This window comes from Candidatus Ozemobacteraceae bacterium (assembly GCA_035373905.1).
GTDB lineage: Bacteria > Muiribacteriota > Ozemobacteria > Ozemobacterales > Ozemobacteraceae > MWAR01.
The window spans coordinates 42,079-68,545 of the sequence record DAOSOK010000017.1 but is presented as its reverse complement, the minus strand read 5'-3'; the positions used below and the strand labels follow the sequence as shown (position 1 = coordinate 68,545).

The following is a 26,467-nucleotide window of genomic DNA, read 5'->3' as shown; positions in this document are numbered from 1 at the left end:
ATTTTTCACCGGTGTGGCATCAGGCGCCGTTTCCAGAGGGCGTATCGGCGTCGCCGCGATCGCTCTCAGGGCTCTTTTCCGGCTCGGGTTCGGGAACCCGCACCGACATCACCTGAATTTTCTGCCCCGTCGCCTTGCGAATATGGAACCTGAATCCGTCGACCGCGAAAACCTCTCCGGAGGCCGGAATGCGCCCTGTCTGCCGGAGGGCGATCCCCGCGAGGGTTTCGACGTCTTCGCACAGCGTCTCGCTCAGCGGGGGAAGCTTTTTCTTCTTCAGTTCGGCCTGGATTTCCGATATCCCCGTCCGCCCTTCGGCCTCGAACACCCTCGGGTTCACCCAGCGGATACGGGCGGCGCCCTGGTCGTATTCGTCGCTGATCTCTCCGAAAATCTGCTCGACGATGTCTTCGAGCGTGATGATGCCGGACGTCGTGCCGAACTCGTCGACCACCACCGCGAGGTGCGTCCGGCTCTGCCGCATCTTGTCGAAAATGCCTCCGATCCGGGCGGTCTCGGGAAAGAAGAGCGGCGGGCTCATCACGTCGGGGATCCGGAACGATCCGCGCAGATGATCGAATCGAACGACTTCCTTGATGTTGAGAATGCCGACGATCTGATCGAGGCTTTCGCGGAACACCGGCAGGCGCGAATATAATTCTTTTGTATATATATCACGAGCTTCTTCCAGCGAAGCCGTTTCCGAAATCGCGCACATCTGGGTCCGGTGGATCATGATCTCCCGCGCCATCGTCTCGTTCAGGAACATCGACCGGCCGATCAATTCGCGCTCCATGGGATCGATGACGCCCGCCTTCTGGCTCATTCTCACCAGGGCGAGGAGCTCGTCGGCGGAAGGCCCCGTGCGATTCTGCGGTGTTCCGATGACAAAAAGCACCAGGCGGTTCGCGAGATTCAGGATCGCCAGGAGCGGCGTCAGCAGCTTGACGAGGTAGTGGCAGGGATACGCGATCCAGAGAGTGATCCGCTCGCTGAACCGAATGGCGATATTTTTCGGAATCACCTCGCCGCCGATCAGCAGGACGGTGATCGAGAGGACGGACGCCGCGACCGGCGCCGACCATGCCGGAAGGGGCGAGTTCAGGATCATCGCGTCGAAGACCGTCGCCGCATAGACGGCCAGCAGGGTGTTCACGATGTTGTTGCCGATCAGCAGGGCCCCGATGACCGTGCCGCGGGAGGCGATCAACGAGAGCGCCATGGCCGCCCGCCGGTTCCCTTTTTCGGCCAGCGGCGCCAGACCGACGTCGGAGACCGATGTCAGCGCGGTTTCGGACCCCGAAAAGAATGCCGAACCGCCCAGGAGCAGGAGGAAGACGAACCCGTCGAACAGCGTCATCGCAACCGCTGTTCCCCGGAGGGTCGGGCGCGGGCTCCGCGGGGCGCCGTCAACCGCACCGCCTCCCGGATCGCGGCGACGAGGCCGCGGGGGTCGGCGACGCCGCGGCCGGCGATGTCGTAGGCGGTGCCGTGCCCGACGGAGGTGCGCACGTATGGCAGGCCGAGCGTCACGTTCACGCACCGGATGCCGCCGAGCGCCTTGATCGCGATCAGGCCCTGGTCGTGGGTCTGCGCGACGAAATACGCGGTCGTTCGCCGGTATTCGGCCTTGAAGAGGCTGTCGGCGGGAACGGGGCCTTCGACGCTCGGGTTGAGGAAACGAAATTTTTCTATAGCTGGTATTATTGATATCCGCTCCTCGTCGCCGAACAGGCCGTGTTCCCCGGCATGCGGATTCAGTCCCGCGACGCGGATGAGCGGATGCGGGGTCCGCCTCGTCGCAACGGCCTCGTGCGCAAGCCTGATCGTCTCGTACACCGAATCGACGGTGAGCAGCGCCGGAACGTCGCGCCAGGCGACGTGCAGAGTCGTCATGGCGACGCGGAACCGTCCCCAGACCATCGCCATGCGGGTATCGGCGACGTCGGCGAGCGCGCACAACATGTCGGTATGCCCCGAAAAGCGGGAACCGGCCAACCGGATGGCTTCCTTGCCGATCGGCCCCGTGATCATGCCGGCGCAGATCCCGGTTGCGCACAGGGCGTGCGCGGCCTCGACGGCGGCGACGGCGGCTTCCCCGCCCTCGCGGCAGATCGCGCCGGCCCTGAACGGGCCGGGATGCCCGGTATCGAGAAGCTTGACGCCGGGAGCGTCCGGATCGAAGGCCCCGGCGGCATCGACGGGAACCCAGCGCGGAACGGCCAGGCCCGCGGCGCGATGCGCCGCCTCGATCGCGGCACGCGATCCGACGACGATGAGCCTGCCGGCGATGCCGGTCGGGAGGTCCGGGAGGGCTTTCGCGGCGATTTCCGGCCCGATGCCGCACGGGTCGCCCAGGGTGAGAGCGAGCATCGGGGATGTGCGTCGGCGCTCGCCGGAAGGTTCAGGGATGCTCATGCGCCTGTTCCAGGTCGAGCCGGAGGACGCCGTCGAACGGGTCGATCTGCCGGAACCTCACGGTCAGCCGTTGTCCCGGCATCACGTCGAACGCAGGCTTTCTCGCATGACGAAAGTCGGCCGTACGCTCGACATACACCGTCAGATCGTTGTTTCCGACGTCGACGACGACGCCGGGAGACGTATCGCGGCCGGCGGCCTGCTCCTGCTTCAGATACTTCAGCAGATAATACCACTCGCGATGTTTCATGACCTCTTCGCTCGTGCGCACCGCTTCTTCTGCCATCATGGCCGCCTGTTCGAGCCCCTCCCGGTCGAGGGGCGCGGCGGCGCCGGCCAGGACCGACTTGATCTGCCGGTGCAGCAGGAGATCCCCGTATCGGCGAAGCGGCGAGGTGATCTGGCAGTACGGTTCGATGCCGAGCGCGCAATGCTTCCCGGACTGGACGGTCACGACGGTTTTCTTGAATTTTCTGAGAGCCGTGAAGAAGGCGACCGGCTCGAACATTTCGGGCACCTCGACCTGCTCCTCGGGAGCGTCCTGGATGCGGTACAGGCACGCGATCTCCCTGTCCCGGCACCAGGCCGCCGCGACGTGGTTCGCCCAGATCATGAACTCGGCCACCATGTCCTGGGTCGGGCTGTTCGCCGGCCGCCAGCCCAGCTTGACGAGGTCGCCGTCGAGGCTGATCTTGCGCTCGGGCTGGCGCTCGAAGACGAGCGCGCCGTCTCGCCGCCGACGCGCGCGCAGCAGGCCTGCAAGCCGAACAGCCGCGTCGAGGTCGCCGTTGCCGGCAGCGTATAATTTATCGGCTGATATATAATCAGTCGCATGCGTGACCCGGATCACGGTCTCCTCGATCACCGAATGGATCGTCTCCCCGCCTGGGCCGAAGTGCATCCGCACCGTGAGCGCGAGGCGATCCGCGTCCTGATTGAGGCCGAGCGACTCTTCCGAAAGGACCGGTGGTAGCATCGGAATGTTGCCGTCAGGAAGATACAGCGTCGCCCCGCGTCTGCACGCTTCGTGCTCGAGCGGCGACCCGGGCGCGATGACCGCCGCGGGATCGGCGATATGCACCTCGAGAACGAGTCCGTCGTCCTTGTCCGGCGAGATCGAAAACGCGTCGTCGCGGTCCCGCGTTCCCTCCGAGTCGATGGCCCAGGTCGGAACGCCGCGACGGTCGCGGCGGTTCGCCGGATCAACCGGCCGGGCGGCGATTTTCCCGGCCGCCGCGAGGATTTCCTCCGGGAACGCTGTCGGAATGCGATATTTCCGCAACAGCAGGTGCTCGTCGGGCTCGAACACGCCGATGCGCACGAGATAGGCGAACAGCTTGCGGTCTTGAGCGATGCCGGCCCGTTCCAGCAGATCCCACAGTTTTTTCGGGACGGGCGCCTCGCTTCCGAACACCGCGGCGCTCACGAGGTGGTCGACGACCGCGGCGACGTTTTCCGGAAGGGGGTGTCCGGATTTGGGCGCCTGTTTCAGGGCGGCAACCAACTCGTCATCCTCCCGCTCCTGCTCGAGCCGCTTTTTCTCGCGCGCGACGGCCGCCTCGGCCTCCTCGACCGGAACCGGGACCCAGCCTTCCTTGCGCGCCTTGAAATACCAAGGGTCGGCATGCAGTCTTCGAAGAACCGCCGCCTCGAGATCGTCGTCGGCCGGGCTGGCCAGGAACTCGGCGAGCTCGCGAAGCGCGTAGGGCCGCTGATCTTCGGCAAGCAGGGAGTGCAGCCCGGCAAGATCGATGCCGGCGGCCAGTTCCGACCGCTTCCGGTCGATGCGCTGGGCGCCCTCGAACGCGGCGTCCGTGTCGAAGATGCCGACCCGCGACGGGCCGCCGGAATGAAGGATGCTCCGCTCGGTGACCGTCGTTTCCTTGCGGTTGAGGAGAAGCACCCTGACGCCCTTCGCGGAAACCGACAGGACGACACCCATCGTGGGGGTGCGTTCTTTGCTGTCGAATTCAACAATACTGCCGGCTATTATTGACATGGTTCGGGATTTTTCCTGAAAACGTTTTTCCACCCGGCCGGGGGAAGGGGTATTGTATCACCTTCCGCCGCTCCGCGAAGCATCAGGGGACGATCATTTTTTCGACGAAAGCAGAAAGAACAGGATGATCAGACCGAGCAGCGGGTGCGCCGTGATGACCGGCAGGAGAATCAGGGCGAGGAGAAGGCTTCCGCAGCCGCAATTGCCGGCCCTCACCGAATGCGCTCCTGTCGCCCATTCGGCATCTTCAGCGCCTTCCCAGGGTGTCGGCGACGCTCGCGAACCAGGATCGGACGGCATCCGCCGCTTCGAGATACGCCTGGGCCGCGCTTTCCCCGTTCTCGGCTCCGTCGGCGACGGAGGGCTTCTCGACGGCATACGAGCCGGCTTCCTGGCGGAGATTCACGGGTCGGTATCCGGCCGTTCCCACGCTGAATGGCCGGTTGGGAACGAGCAGCAGCAGCAACGGGTCGAAGTCCGTTGCTTCCCCGTATGCCGCGGCGGCTTCGCTGGCCGCATGCGGGCTTGTGCTGGCGCGGGGCGGATACAGTCCCGCGAGGGAACCGATCGCCGGAGCCACGAGAGCGGCGCGGGACTCCTCATGCCGATACGGCTGCTGATCGTCGCGCCATTCTTCCAGCGCAGCGGCAAGAAGCTCGCCCATCGTCGACCGCTCGTGCCGGGTGAAACTGATCAGACGCCACGCGAGATGACTCCGCTCACCGCCCGACCAGTTCGACACATCGCGCCAGTCACCGCTTTTCATCGACTCGAACCTGCTTCGCAGCTGCCTGGTGAACGCCTGGTGCCTCTTCTTGTCCGCCTCGATGCGCGACTCGGCCTCAGCCCCCGCCGCGACGGCCAGGAACCGGGAGGCGGAAGCCAGGTCGGGGGCGATGTGGATGAACAGGAACTCCAGCAGGCGCGTCGCCTCGTGCGGATCATTCACGAGCGCCGACCGGGTACACTCGGCGAGTTCCCGAACGATCTCGAGCCGCAGGGGGGTGAACCCACACCTCCCGCTGTCGGGCAGGTCATCGGCGAGACCGAAGGGGGTCGTTCGCGACTGCGCCGGGCGGGTCAGGCGCCGCAACCTCAGGTTGAGATACGAGAGCACCGACTCGGGCCGGTTCACTTTCTCGACTCGGATGTCCTCGATCAGGATCAGGAAGAGCTCGGTCAGAATCTCCCTGCATCGGTCGGTGAACGTCAGGGACGATCTCTGCCAGAACCGCGCCTGGTCCATCACGAAAGGCCCGAACGCGCTCAGCAGCTCGTCGACGCCGCGTTCCGGCGCGGCAAGAAACGAAGACAACGCCTGTTCGAGCGTCGCATCCCGCATGATCCTCACCTCGAGCGTTATGTGAATAAAGTATAGCGGCTGCCAAAAGATTTTTTCATCTTTTTTTTCCCCGACCCCGCCGGCCGGTTGATGTATGGGTGACGACCGCCGAACGGAGGATAAACGACATGATGTGCTGCAACGAGTGCCCGTTTCACCCGACCCTTGGAAACGCCATCGAGCGCTGTCCGAACCCGGTCTGTTCCGCATCCGGCCACCAGTGCCGCGACGGATACTGCGCCCTCACGGTGCGGGAGCGGTGTTTCCAGGATCAGTTCGTCATCAGCCGCCTCTACCAGGAGCACCCCCTCGCGATCCGGCTCGCGGAACACACCTTCGAAACCGCCTGCCTCCGGCGCGACCGGCCGCTCCTCCTGTCGCTCCTCCATGCCGCCACCCCTGAACTGCGCCGCACCTTCTGGAAGCGCCTTCACGAGTTTCAGCCGCGCGTCCTCTGGATGCTCAATCCCGTATTCGCCGCGGCAGGCCTTTCTCCCGTTCCCTCCCTCCAGGGGCTTGGCTCACGCGAAGAAGCGTATATGGAAGCCCTGTATGCCAACCCCTACGCCGGAAGATTTCTCTTCCCGCCCGACCGCGAACCGCCCCAGCCCTGGAACATATCCGTACGTGCAACTGCCGGCTCGATGAACGCCTGAAGGAGGTTTCGATCATGATGTGCTGCGCTCAGTGTCCCCTGCGACCGCAATCCCGGCCGAACGGTGGCCGACCAGCCGCCGCCGGGGGAACCGGGTACACCCGCCCATCTCTGCCCGAAGGCCTGTTCGTCTGTCTTTCACCCAATTGCCCGCGCCCGGGGATGACGGTCGACACCGTCGGGAACGCTTCTGCCGAAGCCGTTCACGCGTGTCAGGACTGTCCTCAGAGGCAGAAAGTCGATCTCTGTCCGCACGACCTCTGGGTTGTGACCGGCCTCGCACGCGGAGACGAATTTGCCGCCCGGACAGCCCACCACACCCTCGACACCATTGTTTCATGTGAATCGGAGGAACTGGCCTGCGAGTTGTTTCTGACCGCCGAACCCGAAACGAGAAGCGACCTGTGGCATCGCATGACGGCATGCCATCCCGACCGCCTCGACCTGCTGAATCAGCTCTTCGAGCGCCTCGGGCTCCCCCCCCTCGACAGAGGCCAGTGGCCCGACCGCATTTTCGACTATCGCCTCGCCATCGCCTGAAAACCTCCTTCAGCGGTTGTGACGTCCGAGATGTTGCGACATGCGACAGGGAGCCGGCGTATCATGTCCCGTGGCGACACCGTTATGAGACGACGTCTCGCCGGAGAAAACACATGGCCGAACCTTTGCATATCTGCTCATATATAGTATCACGACTCATATCTGGAGGGCAGACCGGCGTCGACCGTGCGGCGCTCGACGTCGCCCTCGAGCTCGGCATTCCGGCGGGCGGCTGGTGTCCCGCCGGCAGGCGCAGCGCCAGCGGACCCATCCCGGCCCGGTATCCGCTCGTCGAGACGGAAGCGGCAGCATACCCTCAGCGAACGAGACAGAATATCCGCGACTCGGATGCGACGCTGGTGATCACACGGGGCGAACCGTCGGGCGGAACCCTGCTGACGATCCGTCTCGCCGAACGGATGAAACGTCCCTGCCTCGTGATCGATTTCTCGATACAGCGCCTGCCGGTCGCGCGGATCGAGATTCTCGAATGGCTTCGGAACATACGCCCGGCCGTGCTGAACGTCGCGGGGCCGAGGGCCTCGGAATCTCCCGGACTCGGCCGAAGCGTGCGCGCCGTGCTGCGCGACGTTCTCGCTCCGCCCCCGCCCGGGTCGCCTTCCGCTCCGTGGCCTCCGAAACGGCCCCGCTCGCCGAAACTCCCCGGAATACCGGAATGAGCCGTAGTTTCAGCCGTTTGGAAGCTGCGGAGCGCCCGATCCGCCGGGCAGTTTGAGCATCTCCTCGCGCACCTGGCGTTTCATCTCTTCGGGAAGGCGAGATTCGTAGATCGAGATGATTTCGAGACCGTCGCGGTGCAGGGCTTCGGCTTCGGCGAACATCTTCCCGAGCTGGTCGATCGTGCGCTTCAGATCGTCGGAGAGTTGCTTTTCGACGGTGCTCCATTTCGAGACGAGCGCAGCGTTCAGCTTCTGATTATGTTCGAGAAGCTTGTAGATGAGCATCTGCGGGTTTCCCTGGGAAGCGCCCTTGAACTCGGCAAACTTGAGCCCCATCTCCTGCTTCCAGGCTTTCAGCGACTCGAGTTCGGCCAGCAGCGAACGGATCTGCTCGTCCTTCTCGTCGAGTTTCTGCTTGAACGACTCCTCGATGCGTTTCGACTGCTTGTAGAGGTCTTCCGACAGGCTGGCGCGGGCGCCCTCATGTTCCGATTTCACGGCTTTCAGCTCGCGTTCCGACTGCTCGCGGATCATCGCGATCTCGCGATTCTTGAAATACAGCCCGATCTTGGCGCCGATCGTGAACAGCACGGTGATGACGAGTACAAAGAGAATGGCTGATACGGTATCCATGTATGCCCCCCGTCGATGATGGCACATGACCAGCTCCGGAATCCGGATCGCGGGGCCGGTCACCGCATGTTTACTCGCCGGTAAAGACGGCCCGACTGATGCCGCCGTTCACGGTCCCCGAGGCGGGATGGGCGATCCACACATTTCCATGGGCGACCTCGACGTCGCCGCAAGTGTTGATCGTCAGGCGATTCGCAAGGTTGAAGGTGGTGGGTTCTCCCATGTCAAGATATAGCATCAACCCGGCGTTCGTGGGAACCCATGTTTCTCTGTAGACATCGGCAACCCGGTCGACCATGCCGAAGGGAGTGAATCCGGTCGCCAACTGGGCCCAGTCATTCGTGCCAGACTTATACACGATCCCGGCACCGTTCCCGCCCGCATACCAGACGTCGCTCTTCTTCGTGAAGAAATTTGCCCCGCCGCCGAGCGGCGTCGTCAGCCTTGTGAACCCGGAGGACTCGGCAAACTGGAACAGGCCGTTTGCCGCCGCATCGCCGGTTCCGCAGGCGATCGTCAGGGTCGAGTCGGGATCGCAGTAGATCATGGTCGTGCGGGAAGCCGTCATTCCGTCGGCTTTCCCGTAGAAGGAGAACGCGCCGTCGTCCTTTTGCCTCGCGATCGTTTTCGCCGCCGTTGCGTCGGACAGGCCGACCCAGAGAATCTTTTCTGCTGACGTCTTTTTTTCGGCCAATGCCGTGATTTTCAAACCGGCAAAGCCGTTGACGGCCGCGATCGAGCCGTCGGCATTCCACCGGTAGAGGCCGTTGTCCGTGCCGATCAGGAGACTGCCCGACGCTTCGAGCAGAAGAGCGTTGATGCTCTGCGTCACGGCGTCAATCGGGAATCCAGCGGCGGTCACTCTGGCGAATCCCGGCTCGGTCGTCGTCGGATTTCCGAGGTAGAGACCGCTCCCAGTTCCTGCGAAGAGATACGACGCGTTCCCCGCGATGGCGCGCACGTCTGCCGGGGTCGTATACGTCGTGAACCGGTAACCGTTATATTTCACTCCCGAGGATGGGTTGAAGGGATCTCCGCCCGAACAGGCGACCAGCAGGGGAAGAGCAGCGCACAACAGCGCAATGAGGCATTTTCTCACAAAATGTATCTCCTGATGTATATGGTATGATATTATTTATTTTTACTTACGCGAAGGTGATGTCGCCGCTCGTGCTGAGGACGTTGAACGAGGCGCCGGCCGTCCCGGATTCGGCGACGGTTCCGGCGCCGCCGGCCTGTTTCGAGATGCCCTGCCAGCGGATCTCCATGTTGCCGGTGCGGGTGCCGGCGTCGATGCGGCTCCAGGGCCCCTGCGCCCGCTCGACCGCCACGTCGCCCGACGTCGTCTCGATCGTCACCGACGTCGCGTCGCCGACGTCGGCGTCGATGATCAGAACGTCGCCGGAAATGCTGTGAATGCCCACGTTCGCGAGCCGAACGCCTTTCAGAATCACGTTGCCCGAGGTCGTCCGCAGCTTGCCCCGAACGGCGCCGCTTTCAAGGGAGATGTCGCCGCTCACGGTGTCGACGCCGCCGTCTTCGAACTCGACGTGGCGCAGCGCGACGTCGCCGCTGATCGTCTGGATCTGCCCGGCGGTGAACGCTCCGGCGACCTTGACGGAAGCCGTATCGGTTTCTATATCAAGGTGAATACCCTTCGGAAGCGTCAACTCCATCTCGAGAATCGCCTTCACGGGCGCGGAGCGGCTGATGCCGATGACGGCCGTGTCATGTTCGATCCGGACCGCGTTCTCGCGGAACCAGATCGTGGGGGTGGTCGTTCCCAGCGCCGAGCGGCTGATACGGCCGCGCACCTTCAGCGCAAATGCGCTGCCTTCGAGGACCCGCACGGAGCCGAACAGGTTCTCGATGCGGCAACGGCGGCACGAGGAAACCGCGGCCGGCTCGGTGAGATCGACGTCGATCTCGACGCCGTCGAGCGGCTGGCCGCGCATATGGGCAAAATCGTTGAAGGCCGACCCGACCATCGTCTGCATCCAGCCGCCGAACTCCTTCATGCGCGTCTTCAGTTCCCGGCTGGGCGGCTCGATCTTGCGCATCGCGTCGCGCATCGTTTTCTGCACGCTGTCGGCGAATTTCGAGATCTCCTCCGCCAGCGGGGGGCGGGTTGGCGACGAAGCCGGCTGCTCCTGCGCACCGGTTTTCTGCTTTTCATCCCGTTCGAGAGCCGCAAGCAGCTCCTCAGACTGGTCGACGGTGATCTTTCCCTCGGCAAGCATGGCCAGAATTCGTTTGCGGGCTTCAGACATGCGTCCTCTCCTCCTTGTTCGACCGGCTTCGCTCGTCACGAACCCGATATCGTTCTTTCGATTCTACCACGATCCTTCTCCGCCCCCGAAATGCCGTTCCGGGAATTCGCGGAATTCGAATTTCACCGGCGCTGCATCGCCCGGGCGGGTTATTGAGCCCTGCATATCAAAAACCAGTTTCGTGTCTCCGTTCGTGCTGAGCTTGTCGAAGCACGAACAGCCACTTGCCGATGGTTCCTCATTTCGCCCTTCGACAGGCTCAGGGCGAACGGTTGGTTTTCATTCTGCAGGACTCAATAACCCGCCCCTATAGATGATTGCAATCAGAATGGCACGCGATACGTTCTCTCATGCAGCCGGCATTGGAAAGCCGCTCCATGGCGCACTCGAGGGCTCCACGGGAAATGTCGCCTCCCGCCCACGTTCTGCCGAGTCGTTCGGCCGCGACGAGGGTCGTGCCGCTCCCGCAGCACAGGTCTGCGACCGCTTCTCCCGGGGCGCTCAGGGCGCTCACGATCCGCTCCAGAAGGGCCAGCGGCTTCTGCGTCGGATACCCCGATCGCTCAGGGGAGTTGGGGTTGATGATCGGGATGTCCCAGACATCGTCGACAGGCGTTCCCAGCGGATGCGCCCGGTATTTTTTCCCGCTTTTCGACGTCACGCCCCGCAGCAGAAAGCCCGAGTCGGCCTTGTAGGGAACCCGCACCGCGTCCGAATCGAAATACGGCTTCCCGCCTGCCGCATACCAGAGAATCGTGTCGTGCTTGTTTGAAAACCTGCTCCTCGAGCGGCCGCCACCGGTGTAATGCCAGACGATCTCGTTCACGAAAGCATCCTCGCCCATCAGCTCGTCCAGCATTACCTTCGCATAATGAACCGTCCGCCAGTCGAGATGCAGCACCAGGCTCCCGGATGGAACGAGAAGTGGAAGAACCGCCTCCAGCCGCTCATGAAGCCAGGGAAGATACGACGCAAGCCGGCCGGGCCACGCATCCGGGTAGCGCCATTCCGACCGGGTCCCGACCCGCTCCTTCCCCGTCAGGAACGGCGGATCGAGGTAGACGAGCCGGAACGCACGCTTCGGAAGCCGCGACGCCGTTTCCAGCACGTCGCCAAGAAACAGGCTTCTGCGAAAATCTGCGTTCATCTGCGGATCATTCCGGTTCCGGCTTCGAGAAACGGCCGCCGCCCGACAGGGGCGACGGCCGCGCATGAAACGGATCCGCTCAGCAGGCGCCGAGGCGGGGGGCCAGGTAAGCCTGGAGCTGGTCGATGGCGACGCGGTCCTGGGCCATGGTGTTGCGGTCGCGCACGGTGACCGTCTTGTCTTCGAGGGTCTGGAAGTCGACGGTGATGCAGAACGGCGTGCCGACCTCGTCCTGCCGGCGGTACAGCTTGCCGATGCCTGCCGTGTCGTCATAGACGGTGCGCCAGCCGAAGCGCATCAGGCTCTTCTTGATCTCCTTGGCCGTCGAGACGATGCCGTCGTGGTTCTTCTTGAGCGGCAGCACGGCGACCTTGATGGGGGCCAGCTCGGGGTGCAGGCGCAGCACGACGCGCTTGTCGTCGTTCACCGTCTCCTCGACATACGAATCCATCAGGAAGGCGAGCGTGGCGCGGTCGACGCCGGCCGACGGCTCGATGATATACGGCACGATATGCTGGTTCGTCTCGTGGTCGAACCAGGTCAGCTTGTTGACCGCGTGCTCGTTCGGAATCTCCCGGCCGTCCTTCAGCACGAGCTTGCCGCCCTTGCTGTGGCAGGTGAGATCGAACGACGTGCGGTTCGCGACGCCCTCGACCTCGTCGAACTGCCTGGCCTCGTCGGGCCGTTCGGGGAAGAAGCGGTACAGGATGTCGGTCGTGGCCTTCGCGTAGTGGGCCAGCTCTTCCGGCTTCTGCGCCAGCTTGCGCAGGTTGGTCGGGTTGATGCCGAGCTGAACATACCAGTTGAACCGCTCCTCGACCCACTTTTCGTGCCATTCCATGTCGGAGCCGGGCTTCACGAAGAACTCGATCTCCATCTGCTCGAACTCGCGCACGCGGAAGATGAAGTTCTTCGGGGTGATCTCGTTGCGGAACGCCTTTCCGATCTGGGCGATGCCGAACGGCACCTTGCGGTTCGTCGAGTCGAGCACGTTCTTGAAGTTCACGAAGATGCCCTGGGCCGTCTCGGGCCGCAGGTAGGCGATGTTCGAGTCGTCGGCGACGGGGCCGACGGTGGTCTTGAACATCAGGTTGAACGGCCGCGGCTCGGTCAGGTCGTGGGCGCCGCCCTCGGCGCACTTCTCGTTCGGGTCGACCTGGTCGGCGCGGAACCGGCGCTTGCACTTGCGGCAGTCGACCATCGGGTCGGAGAACGTGTCCTCATGGCCGCTGTATTTGAGAACGAGGCGGTTCATGAGAATGGAGCAGTCGAGGCCTTCCATGTCGTCGCGCTCGTAGACCATGCGGCGCCACCAGGCCCGCTTCACGTTGTTCTTCAGTTCGACCCCGAGCGGGCCGTAGTCCCACGTGCCCTGGAGGCCGCCGTACTGGTCGCTGCCCTGGAAAAGAAATCCGCGGCGCTTGCACAGGGAAATGATGGTATCGAGATCTGCCATGGTCTGCTCCTGTCGTCGTGCTCTGTCTGGAATCGGTGTTCGGATCAGCCGCCATTATACGGGCCCGCGCCCCCTCTGGCAAGAACCGGCTGCGTCGTCGTTCGAGAGCAGGCACGTTTTGACAGCCGGGAAGCGCGCCTGTATGATCTCTCTTCATGACAAAGCATCTGAAACCTTCCGCCATTTGCATTTACTGCGCCTCGAGTGCCGACGTTTCCGACCGTATCCGCGATGAAGGCCGCAGGGTCGGCACGCTTCTCGCCGAAAACGGCCTCGACCTGGTCTACGGCGGCACCACCTGCGGCCTCATGAAGGTCGTCGCAGACGCCCACAAGACGGCGGGCGGCCGCGTCATAGGCATCGTGCCGGAGTTCATGCTCGCGCACGGCATCGGCAACGCCGACGGACAGGACGAAACCGTCGTCGTCCCCGACATGGCGGCCCGCAAATCGAAGATGATCGAGCGCTCGGGCGGCTTCATCGTCCTGCCGGGCGGCATGGGAACTCTCGACGAGCTGTTCGACACGCTGGTCAACAAGCAGCTCGGCCGCCATGCGAAGCCGATCGTGCTGATGAATACCGATGGATATTATAATCCTCTCATCAGTCTTCTGAAACACGGCATCGAGTGCCGCACGATCCGGGCCGAGCACATGTCGCTGTTCTCGGTGGCGAACACCCCGGAAGAAGCGATCCGCCTTCTCGCCGAGTCGAAGGTCGACGAGAAAAGCCTGAAGATGCGCGGCTAACCGCGCGGAAGCGCCGCGATGCCGGCGGGGTCGAGATCCGACAGGCGGCCCGGCCGGAAGCCGCGGCCCAGCAACTCGTCGAGCATCCTCGGCAGGGCTTTCGCCCCGGTTTTGCTGCCCACGTGCATGAGAATGACGGAGCCGCGCCGCACCCGCGAACGCACCTTCTGCTGGATCGAGGCCACGGAGGGCTCTTTCCAGTCGAGGGTGTCGATGTTCCAGTAGACCGGCTTGTAGCCGAGTTCCTCGACGATCGCCTCCACCCGCCGGTTCTGCGCCCCGAAGGGGAACCGGAAGAACGGCGCGAATCGCCGCCCCAGCACCGTCTGCATCGCCTGTTCCGCCTTTTCCAGCTCGGCGGCGATCTTGTCCTTCCCCCAGGCGGCCATGTTCGGATGGCGCATGCTGTGGTTCGCGATCTCGTGACCGTCGGCGAGAATCCTCCGGCCGAGCGCCGGGTAGGATGTCACCCACTGGCCCGTCAGGAAAAAGGTCGTTTTCAACCCCCGCGCCTTCAGCGCCCCGAGGATCGCATCGACACCGTCGGCGTCGGCTCCCCCGTCGAACGTCACGAACACCTGGCCGCCGGAATCTCCCGGGAGGGGATGCTGGTACATCTGCGGCGCTTCGCGCTCTTCCGCGGGTTCCGCCTCTTCAGGCTCTTCGGATGACTCTGTCTTCTCCGGTATTGCTCGTTGCGTCTTCCCGTGGCCCCGCTTCTCAGGCGAAGGTGACGCAGGCGCCGGTGACGGCCGCTTCGCGACCGCAACGGATACCGGCTCGAGAACAGGCTTCGCGGGGGCATCCGGCGTGACCGGAGGCAGATTCACCGTGGTGGGGACCTTCGCCCGAACATCGTCGAACGCGCGGTTCAGCCGCCACAGACGTTCTTCGGCCTGACTGAACGACGGGCACAGTCTCAGGGCCTCGTGATAGGCGCGCCGGGCGTCTTCGCGCCGCTTTCCGTCCTCGTGAAGCAGGCCCAGGTTATACCAGGTCCAGTAGGTCGGCTGGACGCGCAGGCTGGCCTGGTACCACGCGAGCGACTCGGCGGCATATCCGAGGCGCCGCAGGGCGCTTCCGATATTATTATAAAAGTGAACATAATCAGGCGCTATATCAAGCGCATGCCGCCAGGTGCGGATCGCGCCGATCAGGTCGCCCGCCTTGGCCTGCTCGATGCCCCAGGCGTTCAGGGCCGCCACGTCCCTCGGGTTGGCTTCGAGCGCAGCGGCGATGTCGCGCATACCGACGGCGACGGCCGGGGCGGCACAGAACAGAAGCATGGCCGCCAGGAGAATCAGGCGCACGATTCCCCGAAACATCGCAACGGGTTCTTTCACGGCCGTCGGAAGATCACGCATCGCTCCGGGCGTCAGTCGCCGGCCGCGGCGGGCGACGTGGATGACGCCGGCAGTCGGCCGATCCAGAGAGTGTTGAGCGGATTCGCCCAGATCAGGCGGCTGAAAGGCGGGCATGTTCGGCTGTAGATCGCGATGCGGTCCTGCGGCCGGAGTTTTTCGACCCAGGGTCTGAACGAGACGGGCGCCATGTGGGCATACAGGATGTTCATGAAGATCAGCCTGTCCTCTTCGGGCATCTGCGAGGGTTCCTTGCCGAGAATGTATTTCCACCGTCCATCGGGATACGTATAGACAAGCGTATTGTATAAGCCCATATCGGGATGATAGAGGATTCCGCCCGGCTCCGGCAGCAGATTCGCCTGGTCCGGCTTCGTGATGTCGATGGTTTCCAGCGTCGCGGCGTTCGCCCAGCGGTCGCGGGTGTTGGCCGTCGTGAAGAGGAACAGCGCCAGGCCGAGCGTCAGCGCGAGGCCGATTCTTCCGGGCGACGACGGCCCCTGCGCCCGCTTGAGGAACGAATGGAGCTCGAGCGTGACCCAGGCGATGACCGCCGGCGCGCCCCAGTCCGTCCAGAACCGGATCACCTTGAAGCCGAGAATCCAGTAGAGGACGCACAGGAAAAACAGGGGACTTTTGACGACCTGGAGTTTCCAGGCGCGTCTCGCCTGCCGCCAGAGCAGAAAGAGCGCGACGACGACGGCGATATCCATGTTCTGGGGATTCGACCAGAGCTCCATCACCAGCTGGCGCTCGAGCAGCTGCGTATTGACGGTCCGGAACACGTGAACGACGCTCTGGACAGTGAACTCCCAGGCATGCCCCGTCGCGACCAAGCCGACCGTCACGCCCGCCAGCACGCTGACCGCGAGGCGGCGCAGGACGCGCCATTCGCCTGAGAGCGCGGTCACCGCCAGCGGAACGGCGAACAGGTAGAACACCGCGTGGGAAAAGGACGCCAGTCCCGCGAACAGCGCGAGAACGGCCATGACGCCGAGGGGCGCCCGGCGCGCCCGCAGGCGGCGCCACCAGAGCCCGAAAAACAGCATGAACGCCATGTCGAAGTTGTGGGGCCGCCCCAACAGGGTTCTCGTCCAGTCCGGGTCGGCCATGAAGCAGGCGAGCAGCCCCCCGAGCAACGCCTCGGACCGCTCCAGCGCGAAGAGGGGCAGGGCGGTGATCACCCAGAACATGATCGCCACGATGGCGGTCATGAGCAGTTCTTTGTCGCGCCCCAGCACCTCGAAGAGGCCCCTCCAGAGATTCAGCCACCCGACGTGGATGCTGATACGGGTGTCCTCGTTCAGAACGAGATAATCGACCAGGGTCCTGCCGGATGCGATGACGCCGCAGTTCGACCGGATATCGTCGGGAGGCGCGAAGCCGAGGCTCAATATTTTCAACGGTATACAAGCGACGACCGCCAGCGAGATGACGAGGGCGAGAAGCGGGATGTATTTTGTCATGACGGCTCGATTATAGCGTAACTTCCGGTTGAATGATAAGCTGTCGCCAACGGGAGCGAAACGACGTGATTCCCCAGTCCATCAAACGCTTGATCGCCGCCGAAGTGTCGGCGGTTTCCCGCTACGCCGACCGCGTCATCGCCCTGCATCCGTATGCGCACGATCGCGGCGAGCTGCTTCACCGTCTCGACTGCCCTGACAAACAGGTGGTGGCGCGGAACGCCGACCCGCCAGACCTGTCGGGCGAGCGCGCCCGGCGCTCGGTCCTGCTCCTGAACGGCCAGTTCAATCACGAACCGGACATCCAGAGCTACCTCACCGGTCTCAAGCCCTTCCTGAGCCGCACTTCACGGCTGGTCGTCGTCACGTACAACCCCTACCTGTATCTCGCCCTGCTCGCGAAACGGCGCCTCCTGGGTGAAACCAACGCGTCGATGACCTTTCTCACCAGCGATAACCTGCATCACCTCGCGAAGGTTTCCGGCTACGAGGTCGTCCGGATCAGGCCCGTCGGCTTTCTCCCGGATTTCAACGGCCTCAGTCGGGAAGCGAACTCCCTGTTTCCCGTCCTTCCCGGCATCAACCGCCTCGCCTTCGCCAACGTGATCGTCCTGCGGCCGGTCATCCCCGAATCCGCCCGTCCATCGCTCTCGATCGTCGTGCCCGCGCGAAACGAACGGGGGAACATCCGCCCGCTTCTCGAGCGCATCACCCTGCCCGACGGGTGCCGCGCCGAAGTCCTCTTCGTCGAGGGCCATTCGACGGACGGAACCTGGGAGGAAATCCTGCGGACGATCCCGGAATTCACGGGCCGTTTCCCCATCAGAACCCTGAAGCAGCCGGGAAAAGGCAAGAATGACGCCGTCCTGGCCGGCTTCGCGGAAGCTCGCAACGAGCTTCTGACCGTCCTTGACGCCGACATGACCGTGCCGCCGGAGATGCTCGGCCGCTTCGTCGAAGCCTACTCGCGCGGCCTGGGAGACTTCATCCACGGCAACCGCCTGATGTATCCGATGGAGGCGGATGCCATGCAGCCGCTGAACTGGCTGGGCAACAAGGGCTTCGCGAAGCTCCTGAGCTACGTGCTCGACACGCCGATGGACGACGCGCTGTGCGGCACGAAGCTGTTCCCCCGCCACGACTGGCCGCGCCTCATGCGCTGGATCGCCGATTTCGGCAACCGCGACCCGTTCGGCGATTTCAACTTCCTCTTCTTCGCCGCCGAGACCGGCCTCGGCATCGTCGACATCCCGATCCGGTATCTCGCCAGAACGTACGGCGAAACGAACATTCTCCGGTTCCGTCACGGCTGGGAACTGCTGAAAATGGTCCTCCACGGCTTCAGAAACGTCACGATGGGAAAACGTCTGCCGTGAGTCATGATGAAACTCTTGTCATCAGCCCTCAATCTGCGGAAGGGTTCTTGAAACGACAATCACCCGCATACTCGATCCCGTTCGTGCGGAGCTTGTCGAAGCACGAACAGCCACTTGCAGATGGTTCCTTCTTTCCCCCTTCGACAGGCTCAGGGCGAATGGGTGGCTTTCATTCTGCAGGAATCAATACCAGATGAGACGAGTAGTGGCGATATGTTCCGGGAATTCTCAGCCGCGGCGCTTGTAATCGACCTCGCGCTTGCGGATGCGGGCGGCGCCCGGCGTGACTTCGAGCCACTCGTCCTCGGCCACGTATTCCAGCGCCTGGTCGAGCGTCATCCGGCGCGGCGGAGCGATGTGCGTCAACTCTTCCTTCGTCGAGCTGCGGTGGTTGGTGAGATGCTTCATCCGGACGATGTTCACATACATATCTCCGGCTATAGGTCTCTCGCCGACGACGAGGCCGACGTAAATCTCCTCGGCGGGGCCGTAGAACAGCGTGCCGCGCTCGACGAGCATCTCGATCGCGTAGGACGTCGAAAGGCCCGCTTCCATCGCGACCATGACGCCGACCCGACGACCGGGAATGTCGCCTCGATAGGGTTCGTATCCCTTGAAACACTGGTTCATGACGCCCGTTCCGTTGGTGATCGTCAGCAGCGCCGACCGGAAGCCGAGCAGGCCGCGCGCGGGGGCGCTGAAGATCAGGCGCAGCGTGCCGTCGGGTAGCTTCTTCGAGTTCTCCATGATCGCCTTGCGCGGGCCAAGCACTTCCATGACCGCCCCGACGTAGTTCTCGGGAAGGTCGATCGTCAGCTCCTCGATCGGCTCGAGCAGGTTGCCGTTCTCGTCCTTCGTGATGATCGCCTGGGGTTTGGAAACCTGAAGCTCATACCCCTCGCGCCGCATCGTCTCGACGAGAATGCCCAGATGCAGTTCGCCGCGGCCGGAGACCTTCACCGTGTCGGGCGAATCCGTCGGTTCGACCTTCATCGCGACGTTGGTCTCGAGCTCCTTCATCAGGCGGTTCTGGATCTGGCGCGCCGTCAGGAACTTGCCCTCGCGGCCGGCCAGCGGGCTCTGGTTCGGGGCGAACAGCATCGACAGCACGGGCTGGTCGATCGGAATCACGGGAAGCGGCTCGGCCTCCATCGAGACCGAGACGGTATCGCCGATCGACACGTCGGTCAGGCCGGCCACGGCGGCGATATCCCCGGCGCACACCTCGGGTGTTTCGACCCGGCGCACGCCCTGGAAATTGTACAACTGCACGATCTTCGAGGATCGCGGGGTCTTGCCCTCGTGCAGCAGCCAGACGTCGGATTTCTGTTTCAGAACCCCGTCGAACACGCGGCCGATCGCGATGCGACCGACGTAATCGTTGTAATCGAGGCTCGTGACGAGCAGCTTGCCCGGCTTTTCCAGCGAGCCCGCAGGCGGCGGAACGAACTCGACGATGGATTCCAGCAGCGGCCGGATTGTATCCCGCGGATCGTCGAGCTTGCGGCAGGCATATCCGGACCGGCCCGAGGCGAACAGGATCGGATACTCGAGCGCGTCGTCCTCGGCGCCGACATCGATCAGCAGGTCGAGCACTTCGTCGACGACCTCCTCCGGCCGCGCATCGGGACGGTCGATCTTGTTGATCACGACGATCGGCTTGAGACCCGCCGCCAGGGCCTTTTTCAGCACGAACCGGGTCTGGGGCATCGGGCCCTCGAATGCGTCGACGACGAGCAGGCAGCCGTTGGCCATCTGCATGACGCGCTCGACCTCGCCCCCGAAATCCACGTGCCCGGGGGTATCTATCAGGTTGATTTTCACGCCGTTGAAATCGAGTGACATGTTCTTGGCGAGAATCGTGATCCCGCGCTCGCGCTCGAGGTCGTTGCTGTCGAGGAACCGCTCGGCGATCTGCTGGTTTTCGCGAAACAACCCGGACTGGCGGATCATGGCGTCGACCAGGGTGGTCTTTCCGTGATCGACGTGCGCAATGATCGCGACGTTGCGAATCATCGATGGATTGTAACGCGACTGAAACTGTATCGTACTCACCTGCTGACAAACCTCCGGCTGCTGCGACTGAAGAACTGAAACAAAAGAAAAATCCGCCGTGAACGCATCCATCAGGTGCCCGGCGGACCGCTTCCTGCGTGATGTGGGCAATAAGACTACACCAGAGGAATCCGCAATGCAAGACAATTACACACAACGAACGTTTGTTGTACACTGCCGTCACAGCCATGCCCAGCCAAACCGGTTACCTCCTGCAGAAGAAATCCATCCCGGGGCGCATGAACGCACGATGTTCGAGAATGCACTGACATGATGATGAAAGGGCTTCTCGACCGGCTTCGTCTGCCCGGGGCGAAAGAGCTTCCCGGCCTCGACGACGAGGCCGCGGCCCGGGTTTTCCGGAAGATCCTGAACCGGAAACCGTATCTTCGGGCTCTCTACAGCCGGTTTTACCGGATCCTGCTGAAGGAGGCCGGGACCTGCACGCCTCTCGTGGAACTGGGCAGCGGTTCGGGGTTCCTTCCCCGGATCGCTCCGGCGGTCATCGCATCCGACATCCTTCCGGCACCTGACCTCGATCTTCGCTGTTCCGCCCTGGAACTGCCGTTCAGATGCGACTCCGTCGGCGCCTTTCTCATGTTCGACGTGTTTCACCACGTGAAGGACGCCGGGGCGTTCCTCGCCGAGATGCATCGCGCCCTGAAGCCCGGCGGCAGAATCGTCATGATCGAGCCGGCAGCCACCCCGTTCGCGCGATTCATCTACGGCCGCTTCCATCACGAACCGTTCGATCCGCAGGCGGGCTGGACCATCCCCGGTGGCGGCCCACGCTCGGGCGCGAACGGTGCCCTTCCCTGGATCGTGTTTATGCGCGACAGGCCCCGTCTCGAACGCGAGTTCCCCGGCCTCCGTCTGAAGCCGCCGAGCCTCCACACCCCGTTCAGCTACCTGGTGAGCGGGGGGCTTTCTTTCCGCCAGTTTCTGCCGGGCTGGACCGAACCGGCAATCGCCTTTCTGGAGCGGCGTCTCGTTCCGGTCATGAGCCTGCTCGCGATGTTCATGACCGTCACGCTGGAAAAGGACGTTTCCCGCTGAAAGCGAATAAAGCACTCATTATATTTTATATGATATATCTACAAAAGGAATGAGCGCTTTCCATCCGCGACAGTTTCCTCGTTTTGCCGAGAATCCGGATTTATCGGCAATTCCCGGCGTTCGCGGGAATGTCACCTGGAGAACGGGCCCGTTCGCGAAAGAACGTCGTCACGCCGTGCTCTTCGAGAAGTCTTGCCCCGATGCGGGTGTTTGAAACGCCGTCGGCAAGGCGGTATCGGAACGCGAGACGGCCCTCGCGGATTTCGGCGTTGAAGCATTGGAAGCGGATATTCCCGTTCGGCCGGATCTCGGGTTCGAGTTCGACCAGGTGCGACGAAATGAGAAAGAAATGCTCCCTGAGTCCTGCGAGGCCGTTGATGACAAGCTTCGAGCACTCAAACGCATCCAGCACGTTCGTTCCTTTGAAAATCTCGTCGATGATCACCATCAGCCGAAGCTTTCCGGCGCAGAACTGGAGAATGCGCTGGATCCTCACGACTTCCGCCATGAACCCGCTGATTCCGAGCCGGACATCGTCGTGCATCGTCAGTTCGCAGAACAGGTAATCGACAGGGGAAACCGTCATCGATTCCGCCGGAACCCCCATTCCGATATGCGCCAGAACGAGGGAGATCCCGACCGCCTTCATGAACGTCGACTTTCCGGCCATGTTCGGCCCCGTCAGGAACAAAAGGTTCCTCTCCTCGTCGAGCAGGAAGTCGTTTCGCACCGGACGCGACAGGAACGGATGGAACAAGCCCCTGATCTCGAGTCGTCGCCCGGGGTCGTCGACGATCGTGGGAAACTCGAATCCATTCTCCCTGGTGGCGATCGCCATTCCAAGATGGGCATCGAGCCGGTACATGATTTCCAGCATCTTCCGAAGGTTCTCTTTGTTCTGGATCCGAAGCAGATAATCGATGACGAAGACGTCGACCGTGGAAGGATCCTTTCCCTGGGCGACAATTTTCTCGACATCGATCATTTTATATAACTTATAAAATTCATCAATGACGCGTTTCAATCCCTGCGGGCAGTTCCCGTGCGAACGAACGCCCTCGATGAATCTTCCGCACGCCTGAATCGACCGTATGGCATCCTGCAATCCCACGCGGCAAAACCGGAACATCTCCGGATACTGGTACCGGTAGGCATACGACTGCAGATATCGATTCCAGGTAAGCGTCAAATCGACGCCCATATAGTTCGATTCCAGGTAGAGTTCTAAGTCTTGGGCGTCCTTGTCTCCGATCGGAAACGCCAGTTCCGACGCTTCATCGTGGAAAAACCGCGTCATTTCCTGGAGGTCGCGAACCGAGAAATCGGGCCCGGGACCGTTTTTCACCAGATCTTTGAGAAAGGCGGAGCCACCGGCCGTCCGGCATCGGTCGACAAAGCGCATGACGGGATGACCGCCATGCCGACATTCGAACACTTCGAGATCGCAAAGGGTTTCCCTGTCGGTTCGCATGCGTCCCCCTCCATCAACCGTTGTTTCGTCGCCCTTGAACCGCCGATTCGCCAGCCGCCGCCCCAAACGCGCATCGCAACTCCTCGAGCTGCCGGATCGCATCGGTGTATCTCCGGCGCATCGGCTCGATCTGATCGGCCCGGTTTCTTCGGTAATCCAGCGTGGCTCTCATCGCCCCATGGGTGGCCGCGACGGTCTCCTTCAGCCGATTGTCGAGATCCGAACCGAAGCGCAGGAAGGTCTGATCGAGGCTTTGGAAGATCGGCCACCGAAGATTTTCGACGTTCTCGATCACCAGGGCCCGCAGCTGTTCCGCTATCCGCGCAAGCATGCGGGCCTTGATGGTGGCTGCCGAGGAAAACCGGCTCAGGAAGCCGCCCGCGAAGGAGCGGAGTCCCGACCGCCATTTATGCGTGACCCAGTAGGGTTGCTCGACCATCCGAAAGGCATCGGCGCTTTCCGGGGCCTGGTAAGGAATATCGAAGAGCTCGGCGGCGGTTCGCCGGATAGCCCCGATCAGTTCGTCGGTTCGTGTCTGGAAAGGCCGGAGCGCCTCACCCATCTTTGCTTCGAAGACCTTGACCGCCTTTCCCGTCTCGTGTTCGAAATACCCGGGAATAGCCTGCGCAACGGCTTCCCGAAGGGCCGTCTCATCTCCGCCGGCGCCGTTTCCCTTTTCCATCACCTCCCGCACCAGGCTGTCGAGATAGGTGAAAGAGCGCTTTCGCAGGTCTTCTGAATACTCCTCCAAATACTCGTGCATTCGTCGATTGGTTCCTTTGAGGAGGTCCTGGGAGGTCAGCCGTTCCTGCTCGATTTCCTTCAGCTTTTCTTCGAATGTGCCAAGTCTCCGCTCGAGTTCTTCGATGGAAATGGCCATCGACCGCAACCGAACCTCGACCGACATGATCAGCTCGTCGGTCAACGCCAGCGCCTTCCGAGAAATGGCCGCCGCCAGCGCTCTGCTCTTTCCGGTGGCCAGAAAGTCGACTAGGTGCGCCTCCAGCGCCTCCAGCCCGCTTTCTTTCCAGAGTAAGGGGTCGTTCGCCAGTCGCCCCTTCAAACCCCGTCGGGCAGAAACCGAAAAGATCTCGGCCGGCGTGGCGAGCCCACCGTGGCTCGCCAGCACCTGGCCGAAAAATTCGAGGGCGGTGGCCCGCTCCGAGGAGTCCAGGTAATCGACCTTGTTCATGATGAAGCACAGGTGGGGCACCTTGGTACGAACCTGGCCGAGAAACTCGATCTCCACCTCGGTGACGGGCGGGTCGGCAGACACGATGAACAGGGCAGCATCACACTGCGAGAGGAAATTCAGGGTCGCTTCCGTATTGTGCCGGAAGGTCGAGCCGATCCCCGGGGTATCGACCAGCACCACGCCCTTTTGCAGGATTGCCGCAGGCAGGAAAACCTCGACGTGCGAGACGTTGAGCCGGTTCTTCGGATTTCCGGTTTCCGTGACATACCCCTCGAGAAACGCGTGGAGGGCCCCGTCGTCGGGAAACGTCCGATCTTCAGGCGGTTTGGTGTCGGAAAAGGCGATCCGGGCGCGACGCCGCTCTCCCCATGATAGAAATGTGGGAATTGCCGTCAGGGGAACCACCGACGTGGCCAGGACTTCCGCGCCGAGCAGGGCATTCAGGATGGTGCTCTTCCCCCGTTTGAACTGACCCAGGACGGCCAGATGAAACCGGCCCTCGAGAAGGCGGCCCTTCAGCTCCTCGAATTTGGCTGCAATTCCCGCGTGCTCAGGCTCGAGCGTTTTCAGCAACGCCACTGCCGTTGTCAACAGCGGCGGCAGGCTTTCCATGGGCGTCTTCCCCTGAAGCCGTTGTTCTTCACATTTCATCGTCTGCTCCGACAAAGTGCTTCTCCTTTCGCGCATGGTCATGCATCTTCGAGGGTCGTGCCGGCCTCGGCTTCATGGAATCCGGAGAACCCCGGGAAGAAAGGACAACAGCACGAACGCAACAACCCAGAAGAAGATGAAGGCAACGATCCCAAACTCGAGTGCCATTCGCCAGGTTTTGCGGGAATCGGTGAAATGGTGCTCGTATTCCTGATAGGCGATGAGAAAAGCGCACAACCCGGCCAACCCGCCGAAGACGGACGAAATACAGGCAATACCCAGCGCCGTTCCCATCTCATGACCTCACCCGAATACCAATGCCCGAAAAGCGGCAAGCCATCTTCGCACAAGGGAGGAATGCCGCTTTTTCTCCCCCTCGGGCAGCACCGTATGGACCTGAAAGAATTTCTTTTCCACCCTCTGCCATGCATCCGCCTCGTTCCCGAGCGGCTCTTCATTGAGATAATCCGTTTTCCGGGCAAACAATCGCAGATCTCCGGCTAGTGCGGCAAACGCCTTTGCCTCCTGCTGCATCAGCCACTCTTTGTCCTCCGCATCATCGATCAGAGCCAGAACCTTGCGCAGATGGTGCAGGCACAGACCGAAGGAGCTCTGGAAACGTTCCCGGAAATCCCTTTCCGAAAGATGATCGACGAATTCCTGCTGATATGCCATGGCGGACTGGTCCACTCGCCGGGACAAAGGGCAGGGGGCTTCGGGAGCGAGCTCCGAGTCCCCGTTGCGCAACCGATCTGCGACGGATTGCGCGATGTTTCCGTAAATAAGGCTCATTCCGAGCGGATCGTATCGTTGCAGGGCAACCTGCATCGGCTCCGCCGCAAAACCGAAAGACCTCGCCAGAGATGCGTTGACGCCGGGGTCTCTCGCATTCTCATAAAAGAGGTCGTCGATGAGCTTTTCCATTTCTTTGGCCCGAAGAAAGCACACCGGACAGTTCCGGATTTCCGGGGCCATGGCATCCCACAAGCGAAAGAAGGAAAAGTGCCGATAAGCCCGTCGGCGATCTTTCCGAGCATCACTCGCCAATTTTCAAGCACCAAAGCCACACGGCTGCGACGAGGACAAGAAGACTTCCAAAACCATCCCCCCCGTTCATCGCTGAGATTGCTTTTTCCATCGGTGTTTCCTTCCGTCTTCCCACATCGGTGTTTTGCCGCATTCCCGGTCAACCGAAATGCAATGTTCACCAGAAATCTGATCGGATATTCAGCCGTGTAAGACCATGTAGATGCCGATGAAGACCAGTAAATACGCAACGTACTTTTGAAATTTTTCTCGGGGAAGCTTTTCGATCAAGCGCTTTGAAGACCACGTTCCAAGGATCATTGCAAGACTCATGAACCCGGCCAACAGCCACAGATGTTGAGGCATGGGAACGTAGTGCTGATACACGGACATTTTCACCCCGTGCATGACGAGGGCGGTAATTGCCTCGCTGGCAACATACGCAACAGGGTCCAGATTCAGCGTAAGGAAGACGGCCGCCCCGAGCGGACCAGCGCTGCCGACCAGGCCTGATAGAAAGCCGACAACTCCGCCCCCGGCAATCAACAGAAACGGACCGCCTTTTAACTCGAGAAGCCCGTAATACTTGAGTCCGACTGCCATCAGAAGAACGGAGCCAACGCAACGAGTAACAACAACTTTCGACAGGCCAATGAACGAAAATGCCCCTAATGCGCTCAATGGAACGGCAGTTACCAAAAACAGACCTACCGACCGCCATTGTATCCGCGAGAACCCGAAGCAAGCCCTGGAAATATTGCCGATGAACTGGGTAATGGTCAGCAAGGGAACCGCATGAACGGAACCCACTGTCCCCACAAGGAGCGGCAATAAAAGAAGCGCGCCGCCAAACCCCGCCGCACCTGAAATAGCGGCTGCAACATACGTAGCCGCTACGAGAAGCAGCAAGGAAAGCATTGT

24 protein-coding genes are annotated in these 26,467 nt (G+C 62.2%); 6 read left to right on the top strand and 18 right to left on the bottom strand.

All coding sequences use genetic code 11. From position 1 onward, the window contains the following. Positions 1-19 precede the first annotated feature (19 nt). The 5 genes from PLU72_10185 to PLU72_10165 form a co-directional block, all read right to left on the bottom strand. Entirely contained in the window at positions 20-1,360 is a 1,341-nt protein-coding gene (locus PLU72_10185) for a hemolysin family protein (GenBank protein ID HOT28549.1), read from the bottom strand. Then, positions 1,357-2,418 (bottom strand): 4-hydroxythreonine-4-phosphate dehydrogenase PdxA, encoded by a 1,062-nt coding sequence (gene pdxA / locus PLU72_10180; GenBank protein ID HOT28548.1) that lies wholly within the window; start codon positions 2,416-2,418, stop codon positions 1,357-1,359. Before pdxA ends, PLU72_10185 begins: the two co-directional genes overlap by 4 nt. Beyond that, positions 2,405-4,417 carry an RNB domain-containing ribonuclease gene (locus tag PLU72_10175; GenBank protein HOT28547.1) on the bottom strand — a complete coding sequence of 671 codons (2,013 nt, stop codon included), beginning with the start codon at positions 4,415-4,417 and terminating at the stop codon, positions 2,405-2,407. Before PLU72_10175 ends, pdxA begins: the two co-directional genes overlap by 14 nt. 93 nt (positions 4,418-4,510) lie before the next feature. Beyond that, entirely contained in the window at positions 4,511-4,633 is a 123-nt protein-coding gene (locus tag PLU72_10170) for a hypothetical protein (protein HOT28546.1), read from the bottom strand. Positions 4,634-4,664: 31 nt separating this feature from the next. After that, positions 4,665-5,759: a hypothetical protein gene (locus PLU72_10165; protein HOT28545.1), complete on the bottom strand. Its 1,095-nt coding sequence runs from the start codon at positions 5,757-5,759 to the stop codon at positions 4,665-4,667. A gap of 128 nt (positions 5,760-5,887) precedes the next feature. Here PLU72_10165 and PLU72_10160 point away from each other — a divergent pair, with 128 nt between their 5' ends. The 3 genes from PLU72_10160 (at position 5,888) to PLU72_10150 (ending at position 7,634) form a co-directional block, all read left to right on the top strand. Beyond that, positions 5,888-6,415 (top strand): hypothetical protein, encoded by a 528-nt coding sequence (locus PLU72_10160; GenBank protein ID HOT28544.1) that lies wholly within the window; start codon positions 5,888-5,890, stop codon positions 6,413-6,415. A gap of 14 nt (positions 6,416-6,429) precedes the next feature. Beyond that, positions 6,430-6,954 carry a hypothetical protein gene (locus PLU72_10155; GenBank protein HOT28543.1) on the top strand — a complete coding sequence of 175 codons (525 nt, stop codon included), beginning with the start codon at positions 6,430-6,432 and terminating at the stop codon, positions 6,952-6,954. Between the two features lie 113 nt (positions 6,955-7,067). Continuing rightward, a complete protein-coding gene (locus PLU72_10150) occupies positions 7,068-7,634 on the top strand; it encodes a putative molybdenum carrier protein (GenBank protein ID HOT28542.1) in 567 nt (188 codons plus the stop codon). Between the two features lie 9 nt (positions 7,635-7,643). On the opposite strand, the gene PLU72_10145 is transcribed toward PLU72_10150, so the two are convergent. The 5 genes from PLU72_10145 to PLU72_10125 all read right to left on the bottom strand — a co-directional run bounded on the left by PLU72_10145 (position 7,644) and on the right by PLU72_10125 (position 13,140). Further along, on the bottom strand, positions 7,644-8,267 hold the full coding sequence (locus tag PLU72_10145) for a hypothetical protein (GenBank protein HOT28541.1): 624 nt from the start codon (positions 8,265-8,267) through the stop codon (positions 7,644-7,646). Between the two features lie 70 nt (positions 8,268-8,337). Beyond that, a complete protein-coding gene (locus tag PLU72_10140; GenBank protein ID HOT28540.1) occupies positions 8,338-9,366 on the bottom strand; it encodes a hypothetical protein in 1,029 nt (342 codons plus the stop codon). 46 nt (positions 9,367-9,412) lie between these two features. Further along, positions 9,413-10,537 carry a DUF4097 family beta strand repeat-containing protein gene (locus PLU72_10135; GenBank protein ID HOT28539.1) on the bottom strand — a complete coding sequence of 375 codons (1,125 nt, stop codon included), beginning with the start codon at positions 10,535-10,537 and terminating at the stop codon, positions 9,413-9,415. A 307-nt stretch (positions 10,538-10,844) separates the two neighbouring features. Then, positions 10,845-11,684, bottom strand: coding sequence for a site-specific DNA-methyltransferase (locus tag PLU72_10130; protein HOT28538.1), 840 nt, complete (start codon positions 11,682-11,684; stop codon positions 10,845-10,847). Positions 11,685-11,763: 79 nt separating this feature from the next. Next, positions 11,764-13,140, bottom strand: coding sequence for a glycine--tRNA ligase (locus PLU72_10125; GenBank protein ID HOT28537.1), 1,377 nt, complete (start codon positions 13,138-13,140; stop codon positions 11,764-11,766). A 155-nt stretch (positions 13,141-13,295) separates the two neighbouring features. On the opposite strand from PLU72_10125, the gene PLU72_10120 reads away from it, so the two are divergent. Continuing rightward, positions 13,296-13,889 carry a TIGR00730 family Rossman fold protein gene (locus PLU72_10120; protein HOT28536.1) on the top strand — a complete coding sequence of 198 codons (594 nt, stop codon included), beginning with the start codon at positions 13,296-13,298 and terminating at the stop codon, positions 13,887-13,889. On the opposite strand, the gene PLU72_10115 is transcribed toward PLU72_10120, so the two are convergent. Both PLU72_10115 and PLU72_10110 read right to left on the bottom strand, forming a co-directional pair. Further along, a complete protein-coding gene (locus PLU72_10115; GenBank protein HOT28535.1) occupies positions 13,886-15,253 on the bottom strand; it encodes a polysaccharide deacetylase family protein in 1,368 nt (455 codons plus the stop codon). The two genes, PLU72_10120 and PLU72_10115, sit on opposite strands and share 4 nt — an antisense overlap. An 11-nt stretch (positions 15,254-15,264) precedes the next feature. Further along, on the bottom strand, positions 15,265-16,716 hold the full coding sequence (locus PLU72_10110) for a hypothetical protein (protein HOT28534.1): 1,452 nt from the start codon (positions 16,714-16,716) through the stop codon (positions 15,265-15,267). Between the two features lie 65 nt (positions 16,717-16,781). Here PLU72_10110 and PLU72_10105 point away from each other — a divergent pair, with 65 nt between their 5' ends. Beyond that, positions 16,782-18,092 (top strand): glycosyltransferase family 2 protein, encoded by a 1,311-nt coding sequence (locus PLU72_10105; GenBank protein ID HOT28533.1) that lies wholly within the window; start codon positions 16,782-16,784, stop codon positions 18,090-18,092. 228 nt (positions 18,093-18,320) lie between these two features. On the opposite strand, the gene typA is transcribed toward PLU72_10105, so the two are convergent. Beyond that, a complete protein-coding gene (gene typA, locus PLU72_10100) occupies positions 18,321-20,108 on the bottom strand; it encodes a translational GTPase TypA (GenBank protein HOT28532.1) in 1,788 nt (595 codons plus the stop codon). Positions 20,109-20,417: 309 nt separating this feature from the next. Between typA and PLU72_10095 the strand changes: the two genes are divergently transcribed. Next, entirely contained in the window at positions 20,418-21,203 is a 786-nt protein-coding gene (locus tag PLU72_10095; protein ID HOT28531.1) for a class I SAM-dependent methyltransferase, read from the top strand. Positions 21,204-21,303: 100 nt separating this feature from the next. On the opposite strand, the gene PLU72_10090 is transcribed toward PLU72_10095, so the two are convergent. The 5 genes from PLU72_10090 to PLU72_10070 all read right to left on the bottom strand — a co-directional run bounded on the left by PLU72_10090 (position 21,304) and on the right by PLU72_10070 (position 26,464). Beyond that, positions 21,304-22,674, bottom strand: a complete 1,371-nt coding sequence (locus tag PLU72_10090; protein ID HOT28530.1) for a hypothetical protein — start codon at positions 22,672-22,674, stop codon at positions 21,304-21,306. Between the two features lie 13 nt (positions 22,675-22,687). Continuing rightward, positions 22,688-24,520, bottom strand: coding sequence for a dynamin family protein (locus PLU72_10085; GenBank protein ID HOT28529.1), 1,833 nt, complete (start codon positions 24,518-24,520; stop codon positions 22,688-22,690). A gap of 72 nt (positions 24,521-24,592) precedes the next feature. Beyond that, positions 24,593-24,814, bottom strand: coding sequence for a hypothetical protein (locus PLU72_10080; protein ID HOT28528.1), 222 nt, complete (start codon positions 24,812-24,814; stop codon positions 24,593-24,595). 9 nt (positions 24,815-24,823) lie between these two features. Further along, complete coding sequence (locus PLU72_10075; GenBank protein ID HOT28527.1) at positions 24,824-25,495, bottom strand: DUF6062 family protein; 672 nt, start codon at positions 25,493-25,495, stop codon at positions 24,824-24,826. A gap of 252 nt (positions 25,496-25,747) precedes the next feature. After that, positions 25,748-26,464 carry a sulfite exporter TauE/SafE family protein gene (locus PLU72_10070; GenBank protein ID HOT28526.1) on the bottom strand — a complete coding sequence of 239 codons (717 nt, stop codon included), beginning with the start codon at positions 26,462-26,464 and terminating at the stop codon, positions 25,748-25,750. Between the last annotated feature and the right edge of the window lie 3 nt (positions 26,465-26,467).

Excerpts from the sequence above, each read along its gene's own strand:
- pdxA (HOT28548.1), bottom strand. The coding sequence starts at position 2,418 with ATGAGCATCCCTGAACCTTCCGGCGAGCGCCGACGCACATCCCCGATG.
- PLU72_10150 (HOT28542.1), top strand. The coding sequence starts at position 7,068 with ATGGCCGAACCTTTGCATATCTGCTCATATATAGTATCACGACTCATA.
- PLU72_10080 (HOT28528.1), bottom strand. The coding sequence starts at position 24,814 with ATGGGAACGGCGCTGGGTATTGCCTGTATTTCGTCCGTCTTCGGCGGG.
- PLU72_10090 (HOT28530.1), bottom strand. The coding sequence starts at position 22,674 with ATGCGAACCGACAGGGAAACCCTTTGCGATCTCGAAGTGTTCGAATGT.
- PLU72_10110 (HOT28534.1), bottom strand. The coding sequence starts at position 16,716 with ATGACAAAATACATCCCGCTTCTCGCCCTCGTCATCTCGCTGGCGGTC.
- PLU72_10185 (HOT28549.1), bottom strand. The coding sequence starts at position 1,360 with ATGACGCTGTTCGACGGGTTCGTCTTCCTCCTGCTCCTGGGCGGTTCG.
- PLU72_10125 (HOT28537.1), bottom strand. The coding sequence starts at position 13,140 with ATGGCAGATCTCGATACCATCATTTCCCTGTGCAAGCGCCGCGGATTT.
- PLU72_10175 (HOT28547.1), bottom strand. The coding sequence starts at position 4,417 with ATGTCAATAATAGCCGGCAGTATTGTTGAATTCGACAGCAAAGAACGC.
- PLU72_10165 (HOT28545.1), bottom strand. The coding sequence starts at position 5,759 with ATGCGGGATGCGACGCTCGAACAGGCGTTGTCTTCGTTTCTTGCCGCG.
- PLU72_10075 (HOT28527.1), bottom strand. The coding sequence starts at position 25,495 with ATGGCCCCGGAAATCCGGAACTGTCCGGTGTGCTTTCTTCGGGCCAAA.
- PLU72_10120 (HOT28536.1), top strand. The coding sequence starts at position 13,296 with ATGACAAAGCATCTGAAACCTTCCGCCATTTGCATTTACTGCGCCTCG.
- typA (HOT28532.1), bottom strand. The coding sequence starts at position 20,108 with ATGATTCGCAACGTCGCGATCATTGCGCACGTCGATCACGGAAAGACC.
- PLU72_10070 (HOT28526.1), bottom strand. The coding sequence starts at position 26,464 with ATGCTTTCCTTGCTGCTTCTCGTAGCGGCTACGTATGTTGCAGCCGCT.
- PLU72_10115 (HOT28535.1), bottom strand. The coding sequence starts at position 15,253 with ATGCGTGATCTTCCGACGGCCGTGAAAGAACCCGTTGCGATGTTTCGG.
- PLU72_10145 (HOT28541.1), bottom strand. The coding sequence starts at position 8,267 with ATGGATACCGTATCAGCCATTCTCTTTGTACTCGTCATCACCGTGCTG.
- PLU72_10160 (HOT28544.1), top strand. The coding sequence starts at position 5,888 with ATGATGTGCTGCAACGAGTGCCCGTTTCACCCGACCCTTGGAAACGCC.
- PLU72_10130 (HOT28538.1), bottom strand. The coding sequence starts at position 11,684 with ATGAACGCAGATTTTCGCAGAAGCCTGTTTCTTGGCGACGTGCTGGAA.
- PLU72_10095 (HOT28531.1), top strand. The coding sequence starts at position 20,418 with ATGATGATGAAAGGGCTTCTCGACCGGCTTCGTCTGCCCGGGGCGAAA.
- PLU72_10155 (HOT28543.1), top strand. The coding sequence starts at position 6,430 with ATGATGTGCTGCGCTCAGTGTCCCCTGCGACCGCAATCCCGGCCGAAC.
- PLU72_10085 (HOT28529.1), bottom strand. The coding sequence starts at position 24,520 with ATGAAATGTGAAGAACAACGGCTTCAGGGGAAGACGCCCATGGAAAGC.
- PLU72_10135 (HOT28539.1), bottom strand. The coding sequence starts at position 10,537 with ATGTCTGAAGCCCGCAAACGAATTCTGGCCATGCTTGCCGAGGGAAAG.